Consider the following 11865-nt stretch of genomic DNA (forward strand, 5'->3'; position numbering starts at 1 on the left):
TTTACTCTTCTTCGTCCTCCAGCGACATAGTATCGTCTGGGTTGAATTCAACAATTTTCTGGAGGGTACTAACAACTTCTGCTGCATTACTTCCTTCTTTAAGAAGGAAGAAGATCGTGTCATCTCCTGCCACACTACCGGCTATCTGTGGCAGAGATAAAGATTCAATAGCCCTAGCAACGGCACTGGCTGTTCCCGGTATTACCTTAACGAGCAATATAGGGCTGTTATACTCAAACGATGTAACAGCACGGCGAATAATTTCTATAACACGTTCATTAACTCCTTCAACAGCATAATCCTGAATCATATAGCGATATTCGCCAGTAGGAAGTGCAACTCTCACAGCACCAATACGCTTGAGGTCTCTGGAAATAGTACTCTGAGTGGCATTAAAACCTGCCTCACGAAGTTTATCTACAATTTCTTTCTGGGATCCCAAAAACTCTTCTTTAAGAAGTTTCTGGAGGTACATTAAACGCTTCTTTGTGCTCTTTCTCGAGCGCGAGCTGTCTGTCACTCTCATCACTCCTTTTTCATAAATATTCACTAATCACTCTAAGAGTATTATACTGAATAATCGTCTCGTATGCAAATAAATATTCACTTTATCAATTTCACTTGTTCGTTCTTGCAAATATGAAATAAGTTCCACTCCCATAGCAGATACAGAAGGACGCACATCCTGAGGGCGATAACATTCATGTGGCATACCACACACTTTGCATAGACGACACGATCCCGGGAAGAGGGGAAAGACATAATAAAAACCCATGTCTTGAAGTTTTCTCTGAATGTTTATTAATTTATATTGGAAATTTCTCTTATACATATCGAAGTCTTCATCGAATTCATCCTGCGTTGTCACTAGAACAAACCTACTATAACTTTGCCAGAACCTTACAATATCCTCATAAGTACCAGTATAAGGAGGACAAGAAGGATAATTACCATACTCCTTGCAACCAAACTTACACATGTACAAGGGCTTTATAGAAATAGGAAGATGGCTAATTTCATCAATACTAATAGGTTCAAGTCCTTCCGCTTTTACAATCTGAAAAATATAATCATCTTTCATCGCAGTGGTACAAACCTCACGGGATATAGCGTTTCCACCTTATCACCTTCAAACGTTTTCTCTATCTTCATAAGATACTGAATTCTTTCATCACCAACAGGAACAATCATAATTCCTCCCTCTTTTAACTGGTCAAGGAGCTCTATAGGAATATCCTCGGCATGGGCGAAAACCAAGATTTTATCAAAAGGCGCATACTCAGGAAGACCTAATACATCACCTGCAAGAAATACATGTACATTGTCAAAAGATGACAGATTTTCCTTGGCCAGCTGGTACAGCTCTGGTATCTTTTCCACAGTGTACACATCTGCACCTAAGGTTGCCATGATAGATGCTGCAAATCCCGTACCTGTACCAATTTCTAAAACCTTATCTCCTCTTTTGATATCGGCACGACATATCATATCCGCAATAAGAGAAGGCTGTGAAGTAGTTTGGCCATAGCCTATAGGAAGTGGCATATCATGATCGGCATATTTCCGATAAGCACGAGGCAAAAACTGCCTTCTATCTATCTCTTCAAATGCCTTTATAATCTCGGGTCTATCAGCACATACACGTTTAACATTCTCTATATAAGACATGTGCACCCCTCCTTTTAAAACACCCTCTTATAGTAATATATATTCATAAGGAGGTATTCGCCTTGAGTTTTTTGGAGATAGACGAACAAAGCGACTTTACATGGCTAGAAAATTGGCAAAAAGCCTCATCTATTTCGGATATTATCGCCAATTTAGATAATATAGATAATATAAAAAAGAATAGTTGGCCTGTTGAAAACCTTTCTCTAGGGGAGTCTCTTGCCACTATATCTTATTTATATGAATTAAAAAATGTAGATATACCGCTCCCACTTGCCCTTGATAGTATTGTATGGACAGATACAGGTTTGATACTATTGCCATCTGAACACCTGCTTAAAAGCAGAGAAGTTAAAGAATTTGCCAATAAAGTAGCCATTGATGCTATCTCCAAATGGAAAGGACATAGTCCTTTGCTATCAGAGCTGTTCAAAACTTTGCAATCCCAGGGATTAGATGGCATTGACAATATTGTAAGTAAGGAGCAACTTAAACAGTGGAAACTGCTCAGGCCGATTATACCGGAATATATTGATGTACTAGCCCATCAATTTCTCGAAGAAAGTAGTGGCAATCTTATAACATTTACCGGATTGGAAGGGGAAGGAGAAAGACTTGTAATATCAGCACTTATCAAAAACTTGAGAAATAGAAGCTTTGTTGTCATTACCGTTCCTGCAGGTGGTTCTTATAAAACCATGGTGGAATCCTTATTAGGCGGACTTGTTAAACTCATCCCTAGAAATACCATTAAATCTATCTTATCCATGTATGACGGTAATGTGGGCAGAATCCTTTCTAAATACACAAACATAACCTATAAGGGACCATCTGGTATACTCATACCTCAAATGGAAGGTTATTGGATAGGGCTTACAGTTAGTCAATTACTAAAACTTATCGACAAACCTGTTGCTGTAATTTTTGAAAATTATATTGACTCAGCTCGTAAAAAAAGTGTATGGGAAGCCTTGTCTTACGCTAAAGATGGTTTGTTTATTAGGAAGGATCCAGAAGGAACCCCTATTTTTCCACTAATGGACCCTGAAGAAGTCAGCGCTATAGCCAATCGCATGAACCTACCAGATATAGACCCTCTAACCCTATATAGTCTTTCCGAAGGCAAAACAAGCAGCGTTGTTAGCATATTAAGGATACTTCATTATCTTGACGAACATATGACAACAGCTATAAAAGATAAATTCTCCCTCATAGAAAAACTTGGTGAGAAACTCAAACCAGAAACTATAAAATATATAGCTGCAGCATTTGGAAGCAAACATACAGAAATACCATCAACCTTACTAAAAGGCATAAACACCTATCAAGATCTACTCCACATTGTAGAAAGCGGTCTTATTGACCTATATGGCGACCTTGCAACCATTGCAGACAACCATCTGTTGTCAAATATTATAAAAAACGCAGATGAGAGAATTTCTATTAGCAGACAACTCATCAGAAAAAGCAAACTCACACTGCCCATAATATACCATTTCTTAGACGAAGTTGATAATCTATCGGATAAGGGCAAACTAATACTCCTAAAACTCAGTGGTGCACTGCTTCACAAGCTGAGAAGTGATAACCTTGCAGAGGCTCTTGAACTTGCTTGGGAAATGGAAAAACGATTCGGGGATTTACTTTTAGAATACCCTCGTTATTACCTGTTAATAGGACATGTATTCATGCTAAATGGCAGAAGAGAAAGGGGTTATGAAATATTCTCTGCTGTACGCATGTTTCACGGTGATACCCCATGGCTTCTTACACATATTTTATACTATGCTTTTCCTATGCTTACAAATGGTATAGGATGGGAAGAGATACACAACATACTTACCAACTTAAAAGTAGACAGAGGTCCTTGCATAGAATACCTCATCAGAGATAGCATCATAAGGTTTAAGCTAAGACATAACAAAGACATATCACCTGAAGAGATGAATAATCTTCACAAAGCATACAAGCAATGTCCTGTATTTATAGAACATACTTTTCGATACAGAGATATTCTCATGCACATATATGCCAGAAACAAACAATACGATAGTGCCCTTTCAGAAGCTATCAAACTAAAAGATGCCTTCACAGAAAAAGAGCCATATCTTATGGCATATGGCATGTTTACTACAGGCATGTATTTAACGCTATCTGGTGGAAATCTATGGCTGGCAACATACTATCTAGAACGCTCCTTTGAATACTTCATTTATTACTACAATGTTGAGGCATTCCTAGCCATAGGCATGGCTATACAGTGGAAAGCCCAAATGCTCAGTCGCAGCGAATTTGAAGAATATATCAATACCCTGCTAGCCCTCATCGATATCGAAGGACTTATACTCTATGACAGAGATTATATCTATCTATCCATAGCCCTTGCATACCATCTATATGGTATGCAAGGAGTGGCAAACAGTTTCTTATCCATGGTATCCAAAGAAGTGGTGTTTAATAACGGTGGCGATATCACAAGAGGAAGTATGCACCTATACAACCTGCTTACAGAGGCAGCACCTACAGAAAACTTACCCTACTCTGAACACTACACCTACGATATGAACCAATATGAAATAACAGAAGATTTACCTAATCCCCCTCACTTACTTGTCGCAGACATGATTAAAAGTGGGAAGCCAAGAACCGTTAATCAAGATATAGAATCACTGACAAAACTTTCCAAGCATCTTTACAAAAACGGATTTAAACTCCTATCTGCTTATATACATGCTCTTATAGGCAAAAAGGCTATAAATTCTGCAAGGGAAATTGCCAACTTCCACTTTAGAAGAGCCAAACACCTGTTTGATATATTAGATTCGAAATGGTCTGATATAGTACTTGAAGAAATAGAGATGTCTGACCCATTTTATGCCCTCGCCATAAAAACTGCTATGGAGGTAGAAAAAGGTAACCTCATAGGTGGTTCAGATGCCACAGAGATTATAGAAATGTTCATCGAAACTATACGAATCATGCAGAGTGAGAATGAGGTACTGGAGCAAATCATTACACTAATCGAGGCATTTACAGGCTGTGATAATCCCATCAGTGCTAGCACAGACTTCCTTACCAGTGCTCTCACAATATGGGGAGCTTCCCGTGGTTGGATATATCTTGAGAGTCAAGGAACACCCAAGCTGTGGATACACATAAACATTCAAGGAACAGATGAAGAGGATTTTCTCATGCTTCCGATGGCTATGAAAGAGAGTATCGTCTCCAAGACAGGTAATTTCGTCGGTGCTATTATCAAAGAAGAAGACATCATTCTAAAGATCTATTTGGAAGCAGATGACAAGCAAAAATTTGGAAAAAACCATTTATTTGTCCTATCAAGAAGTGGAGATGCCCTACTTCACTTCTTAAGAAGCCACATATAGGAATAGGGCATCTCCACCTTATACTTACTTCTGCATATTCTGTAGTCTTATCATTTTACTTCTATCCCAGAAGTAGTAGATAATACCAAATACCATACCCCACATAGCTGAATTGGTAATGGTATAACCCATCACATAAGAGATAATACCCACGCCAATACCAACGGCCAATCCTCTAATAAGTAAGGTTTTGGCCATGCCCACCTTATATTTCAGCCAGAACTCCATGGCACTAAGCACTATAAAGATACCAATAATAATGCCAAAGCGGGTATACAGCTCTGAACCGGTAAAACCATTTTGTTTTAAACTATCCCACACAAGCCATGCAACAATGCCGGCAAAGAGCAGATAGCTAACAACAAGAATACCTATGATTTTTTTTATATCCTTCAAGATTCATACCTCCTTCCATACCATACCTTTGCCACTTCAAGGGCAAGAGCAGGCAACAGTGATGCAATGACAATAGTTGTCAAAAGACGAATATCCTTAACAGGGTTCAGCTGCATCACCCTATCTATCCCAGGTAAATACATGGCAAGCAAGAGAAGTGCTATAGAGATGAAAACAGCCCAGTTCATATACTTATTTGTAAACATCTTCGGGGTAAAGAGTATCCACTCCTTTTCAGACCTTGCAGCAAATCCCCTTACAACCTCTGCAATAACCAGTGTTGCCAGTGCAGCAGTTTGTGCTACATCATGTGGAAACTGCCAAACATATTTCACAAGATAGTAGACCGAAAGGACAGCTACTGTAATAAATGTAGCTGTTGCCCCCATAAGGAATGTCATTTTTCTATCAAGAAGCGGCTCGTTGGGATCCCTTGGAGGACGTTCCATAACATCTTTTTCGGGTCCCTCCATACCAAGAGCAAGTGCTGGGAACGAATCAGTAAGAAGGTTCAAGAAAAGAAGATGTATAGGTCTAAATGGAGATCCCCAGCCAAATAGTTCTGCCAAGAATACTATGGCAACCTCGCCCAGATTACAAGATAATAGAAATTGCACAAATTTTCTTATGTTGTCATAGATAATACGACCTCTTCTAACAGCTTTAGTAATGGTGGCAAAGTTATCATCAAGAAGTATAAGGTCTGCAGCCTCTTTGGCTACTTCTGTACCTCTAAGCCCCATAGAAACACCAATATCTGCCATCTTCAGAGCCGGAGCATCATTAACACCATCACCTGTCATGGCAACAATTTCATTGTGATACTTCAAAGCTTTAACAATACGTAGCTTATGTTCCGGACTAACACGGGCAAATACCTTGGTATCTTTGACTATTTTTCTTAGCTCTTCGTCTGTCATTCTCTCCAGCTCAGCACCCGTAATATATGTACCTTCTTCGTGATCTTCGACAAGACCAATCTCTTTGGCAATGGCCATGGCAGTAATAGGATTATCACCTGTGACCATAGCAACTTTAATTCCAGCAGTTTTACACATCTTTATAGCCCCAGGAACCTCTGGTCTTGGCGGGTCAATCATTCCAACGAGACCAACAAATATAAGGTCTTTTTCAGCTGTATCCTCATCAGGCTCTGCCATTTCTTTATAAGCAAATGCCAAGACCCTGAGTGCCTGTGAAGCCATAGAATTTGCAGTTTCTATAATTTTTTTCCTATCTTCCTCAGTAATTGGTCTAACCTCTTCTCCCACCTGTATATAAGATGAGACGGCAAGAATAGATTCTACAGCACCTTTCGACATGGCATAATATTTACCATCACACTTATGTATAGTCGTCATCATCTTTCTATCAGAATCAAATGGAATTTCACCTACACGAGGACATTCTTCCCTTAAACTTTGGACATCCAGCCCACCCTTATAAGCTAAAACGACAAGGGCCCCTTCAGTAGGATCACCTACAATGCTATATACACCATTTTCATCTTTTCTAAGATGAGAATCATTACATAAAGCGGATATCTTTAATATCCATTCCATTTCTGGAACATTCGCATTTTCAATATCACCTTCAGGGCTATAACCCTCACCTTTGACTTTATGGCATCCACCCGACGGGGTTCTCACATAGCGCACTGTCATCTCGTTCTGAGTAAGCGTTCCTGTTTTATCCGTGCAAATATGAGTTGTGCTACCCAATGTCTCCACAGCAGCTAATTTCTTCACTATTGCATTTTCTGCAGCCATTTCCATAACACCAATAGCAAGAACCAAAGTCATAACTGCAGGAAGTCCCTCAGGAACAGCGGCAACAGCCAGAGATACGGCGACCATGAACTGGTCAAGTATTGTTTGGAACATATTACTACCACTACCCCATGCCCTGTAAAGTCCCAGAGCAAAGACAATGGCAACAATACCCAAGGTGATAACACTGAGCTTTTTACTAAACTCTGCCATTTTCTTTTGCAGTGGGGTCTTTTCCTCTTCCATAGAAGCAAGTGAAGTGGCAATTTTACCAAGTTCTGTTGCTGGACCTGTAGCAACAACGATACCTTTGGCCCTACCCTTAACAACAGAGGTACCCATATAAAGCATATTCTTCCTATCTGCAAGAGCTGTATCTTCTCCTACTGTGCCAGGTACTTTCATAACTGGATGAGATTCACCGGTAAGAATAGATTCATCTACCATAAGGCCAAAGGCTTCCAGTATATATATATCAGCTGGAACTTTATCACCTGCTTCAAGAACTACAATATCGCCAGGGACAATTTCATCTACAGTGATCTCTATAATAGCCCCATCTCTTATAACTCTCGTATGAGGAGTGGTAAGTGTCTTCAATGCTTCAAGGGCACTCTCTGCTTTATATTCTTGGTATATACCAATAATGGCATTGAGCACAACAATGACAATGATGGCTATAGCATCAACCCATTCTCCTACAAATATGGAGATAACCGATGCCACCATAAGAAGTATAATCATAGGGTCAAGAAGTTGCTCAGCAAGCCTATCCCATAGGGTCTTTTTCTTTCCCTCAGGTAATACGTTTCTTCCGTATTTTTCTAGCCGCTTTCGAGCTTCTTCTATTGAAAGCCCCTTTTCGGGATCAACCCCGAACTTCTTTATAACTTCTTCCCTTGTCATAGCATGCCACTTTTCCACTCAAATCCCCCTCCTCATGGAAGATGTTATTTTATCTTTGCTATTCTAACACAAACATCCCATGTATATCGAAAATATCAAGATATCAAAAACGAAACAAGGGGGCAATTAATGCCCCCTTGAATGGAGCGGGTGACGGGATTCGAACCCGCGACCTCCTCCGTGGCAGGGAGGCGCTCTACCACTGAGCTACACCCGCCCCTTGCCAGTCGCAAATGCATTATAGCAAAAATCATTTTGTCATGTCAAGAGTACTTAGCTCATTTAAGAGGCTTCTCATTTCATCGACATCTTCAACAATCCACTTTGCTTTCGAAGGTTTAGGACCCACCTTTATTGTCCATGCATGCTCTGGCATGGCTTCAAACATATCCTCATCAGTCCAATCATCACCAGCTGCCAATATAAAATCGGCATCCTCTATGAACCGTGAGGAGGCAATCCCCTTATTAATACCGGCAACCCTTACCTCTATAACTTTATTACCGTCAATAATCTCTAAATCTTTTCCTGAAATCAGTGACATAAGTACTTCTTTCAGCTCCGCAGCCATAACCTGTGCATGCTCGGGAAGTGCCATTCTATAATGCCATGCAATGGCATGCTCCTTCTCTTCAACAAATGCACCAGCTGTTCTGTCAGCATACAGCTCCATGATAGGTCTAATATCGTTCTTCCAATCTGAAGGAATAGCAATAAGTGTATTCCAATCCTTACCCTTATGCTTAATCCAGGCACCGTGTTCGGCCACGAAAGACACGGGCAAATCTCCAAACCACTGATCAAGGGTCTTTCTATCTCTACCACTGACAATAACAACCTCCGCCTTATCAGAAAGCCTTTTTAGAATATCTTTTATCTCCTTATCAGGCTTAGCGTATTCTGGTCTTCTTACAATCTTCGTTAGTGTACCGTCATAGTCAAGTAGAAGCACTCTCTTTCTGGCAGATATAAAAGCATCTTTTAATTGTTTCTTAGCTTTTCCTGTTAGTATCTTCCCTGCAAACTGTCTGTGATAGTCCTTAATACCTTCCAGTCGCTCAACGAAATCTTCTGCCCATCTATGAACATTCCACTTCTTCACCCGTTCAAACATCTTACCCATACGCTCTCTCTTTTCTTCTATGGACATTGTCAGTGCCTCGTAGATGGCATCTGCCACCCCATCGGTATCCATAGGATTGACAAGTACAGCCTCTCCAAGCTCTGCTGCCGCACCGGCCATTTCACTTAGTACTAACATGCCACTCTCACCTTGTTTTACAGCAATATACTCTTTGGCAACAAGATTCATACCATCTCTTATGGGAGTAATGAGTGCAACATCGGCAAGGGCATACAGTGGTACCAAATCTTCCTGGGGAAAGCTTTTGTACATATACCATATAGGTATAACACCCCAGCCTCCATATTTGCCGTTAATCTGACCAACAAGTTTATCTATCCGCTCTTTCATATCCTGATATGTTTCCACTTGAGAGCGAGAGGGCACAACAATAAGGGCAAATACCACCTTTTCTCTCATCTTTGGGTACTTATCAAAGAAGCGCTCGATAGCCTTTAATCTGAGGTCTATACCTTTGGAATAGTCAAGTCTATCGATAGATAGTACCAGTTTGCGCCCATGAAGTTTTTTCCTATAATTTTCTATCTTTTTCTGGACAGAAGAAGACTGAGCCAGCTTTATAAATCTATCGGTATCAATACCCATAGGAAATGCAGATGCCTTTATCTGCCTCTTACCAACCCATAGCCTACCCATATGATGTTCTATACCAACAATGCGTCTAACACTGCTAAGGAAATGCCTAACATAATCATATGTATGAAAACCTATTAAGTCAGCTCCAAGCACTCCCTCAAGAAGTTCTTTCCTTTCGGGAAGCAATCTAAAAACTTCATAAGACGGAAATGGTATATGAAGGAAAAAACCAATAGTCGCATCAGGTATCTCTTTTCTTACCATTTGAGGTACAAGAAACAGATGATAATCATGAACCCAGATAATATCCCCATCTCTATATAAGGCTATAATCTTTTTGGCAAACTTCCTGTTTACATCAACGTAGCGTTTCCACATCTCACTATCACTAAACACTGTATAGTTAGCAAAATAGTGAAATAGAGGCCACAATGTTTTATTGGAATATCCATGATAATAACCGGCTATATCCCTTGAAGATAAAAATACAGGTTCAAATCCATCGCGTCTAAGCAGCATCTCCAGTTCTTCCCTATCATCCATAGAAAGGGTATCTGAAGCCATACCTGGCCAACCTATCCATATGCCTTCACTATTTTCAAATACAGCAGAGACGCCTGTTGCCAAGCCTCCAACACTCTTTTTGGTGGTAAACTGACCTTTGCGTCGGGAGACCGTAACTGGTAATCTATTAGAGACAATAATATAACGCATAAAATCACCCCCTTCTCTGTAATAATACCAAAGGGAGGTGAAAGGTATGCAGAAAAAACTTTCTGACTATCGTCGTGTTATTGGTGACAAAGAAATATACGAAATTTACAAGGCAGCCAAACCACTACTAGGTAAGCACGTCGTACATATCAACTCTACATATCAAGGCGGCGGTGTTGCTGAAATGCTAAATACACTCATTCCTCTAATGAACTCTATTGGCATTAAAACAGGGTGGAGAATACTTCATGGCACTCCTGAATTTTTTAATGTCACCAAATCGTTTCACAATGCCCTACAAGGGGCAGACATAAATCTGACCAACAACATAAAGAAAATCTATGAAGAGACAGTAGAAGCATTTTCTGTTTTTACCCATCTTGACCATGATTTTGTCATTGTTCATGATCCACAACCATTACCACTAATATCTTTCTACAAGAAATCCCAACCGTGGATATGGAGATGTCATATAGACATAACCAATCCTAATAAAACGCTGTGGGAATATCTTAAAGGATTTATACTTGCCTACGATACAGTGATTATTTCTAGTGAGAAATACAAAAAGGACGATCTTCCTAACCCGCAGGTTATATTCTATCCATCAATAGATCCATTATCTGAGAAAAATAGGGATATGACTCCTGAAGAGGTAGATATGGTCATTAAAAAGTATGGTATAAAAACAGACAAACCAATAATTACTCAAATATCTCGCTTTGACCCGTGGAAAGACCCTGTAGGTGTTATAGAGGTATTCAAGAAGGTTAAGCAAAGTGTAGATGCAAGACTTGTACTTCTCGGCAACATGGCCAGCGATGATCCAGAGGGTTGGAAAATATATAGAGAAGTTGAGAAAGCTGCTAAAGACCTTATCAAGACAGGTGATGTATTACTTCTAACAGTTGATTCCAGCACATTGGTAAATGCCCTCCAGAGAAAAGCCGATGTTGTTATTCAGAAATCCACAAGAGAAGGATTTGGCCTCACAGTCACAGAGGCTATGTGGAAGAAAAAGGCCGTTGTCGCATCTCGTGTTGGCGGTATCACACTGCAAATTGAAGACGGTGTTAATGGCTTCCTCCATGACCCATACGATTACGATGGATTTGCCAATACAATTGTTAAGCTTCTTGAGGATAAAGCCCTTGCCGAAGAGATAGGGCAGCGCGCCCATGAAACAGTAAAAGAAAAGTTCCTTATCACAAGACTCCTAAAAGATTACCTCAATCTCCTTTCATCACTTATGTAAATAGCGCGTTCAAGGCTGTGCATATGCACAGCCTTTCTTTTTTCTACTTTT

At 40.0% G+C, this 11865-nt stretch carries 8 protein-coding genes and 1 tRNA gene; 2 read left to right on the plus strand and 7 right to left on the minus strand.

Translation table 11 applies throughout. The annotated features are described in order from the left end of the window. Position 1: 1 nt before the first annotated feature. Genes GM182_RS05250 through GM182_RS05260 form a run of 3 tightly spaced genes read right to left on the minus strand, consistent with a single transcriptional unit; the run spans position 2 to position 1668 of the window. On the minus strand, positions 2-520 hold the full coding sequence (locus tag GM182_RS05250) for an arginine repressor (protein ID WP_449186068.1): 519 nt from the start codon (positions 518-520) through the stop codon (positions 2-4). Positions 521-553: 33 nt separating this feature from the next. After that, positions 554-1081, minus strand: a complete 528-nt coding sequence (locus GM182_RS05255; protein WP_449186069.1) for a DUF2284 domain-containing protein — start codon at positions 1079-1081, stop codon at positions 554-556. After that, positions 1078-1668, minus strand: coding sequence for a protein-L-isoaspartate(D-aspartate) O-methyltransferase (locus GM182_RS05260; RefSeq protein WP_449186070.1), 591 nt, complete (start codon positions 1666-1668; stop codon positions 1078-1080). Before GM182_RS05260 ends, GM182_RS05255 begins: the two co-directional genes overlap by 4 nt. Before the next feature lie 62 nt (positions 1669-1730). Here GM182_RS05260 and GM182_RS05265 point away from each other — a divergent pair, with 62 nt between their 5' ends. Then, a complete protein-coding gene (locus GM182_RS05265) occupies positions 1731-5054 on the plus strand; it encodes a hypothetical protein (protein WP_449186071.1) in 3324 nt (1107 codons plus the stop codon). A gap of 24 nt (positions 5055-5078) precedes the next feature. On the opposite strand, the gene GM182_RS05270 is transcribed toward GM182_RS05265, so the two are convergent. The 4 genes from GM182_RS05270 to GM182_RS05285 form a co-directional block, all read right to left on the minus strand. After that, positions 5079-5450, minus strand: a complete 372-nt coding sequence (locus GM182_RS05270) for a hypothetical protein (protein ID WP_449186072.1) — start codon at positions 5448-5450, stop codon at positions 5079-5081. Next, complete coding sequence (locus GM182_RS05275; protein WP_449186073.1) at positions 5447-8143, minus strand: calcium-translocating P-type ATPase, PMCA-type; 2697 nt, start codon at positions 8141-8143, stop codon at positions 5447-5449. The genes GM182_RS05270 and GM182_RS05275 overlap by 4 nt, the downstream gene beginning before the upstream one ends. A 124-nt stretch (positions 8144-8267) precedes the next feature. Continuing rightward, positions 8268-8342: transfer RNA gene (locus tag GM182_RS05280), tRNA-Gly, on the minus strand. Positions 8343-8375: 33 nt separating this feature from the next. Continuing rightward, positions 8376-10559 carry a bifunctional alpha,alpha-trehalose-phosphate synthase (UDP-forming)/trehalose-phosphatase gene (locus GM182_RS05285; RefSeq protein ID WP_449186074.1) on the minus strand — a complete coding sequence of 728 codons (2184 nt, stop codon included), beginning with the start codon at positions 10557-10559 and terminating at the stop codon, positions 8376-8378. A 46-nt stretch (positions 10560-10605) separates the two neighbouring features. Between GM182_RS05285 and GM182_RS05290 the strand changes: the two genes are divergently transcribed. Then, complete coding sequence (locus tag GM182_RS05290; protein ID WP_449186075.1) at positions 10606-11814, plus strand: glycosyltransferase; 1209 nt, start codon at positions 10606-10608, stop codon at positions 11812-11814. The last annotated feature ends 51 nt before the right edge of the window (positions 11815-11865 follow it).

This window comes from Zhurongbacter thermophilus (assembly GCF_026184435.1).
GTDB lineage: Bacteria > Coprothermobacterota > Coprothermobacteria > Coprothermobacterales > JAADFF01 > JAADFF01.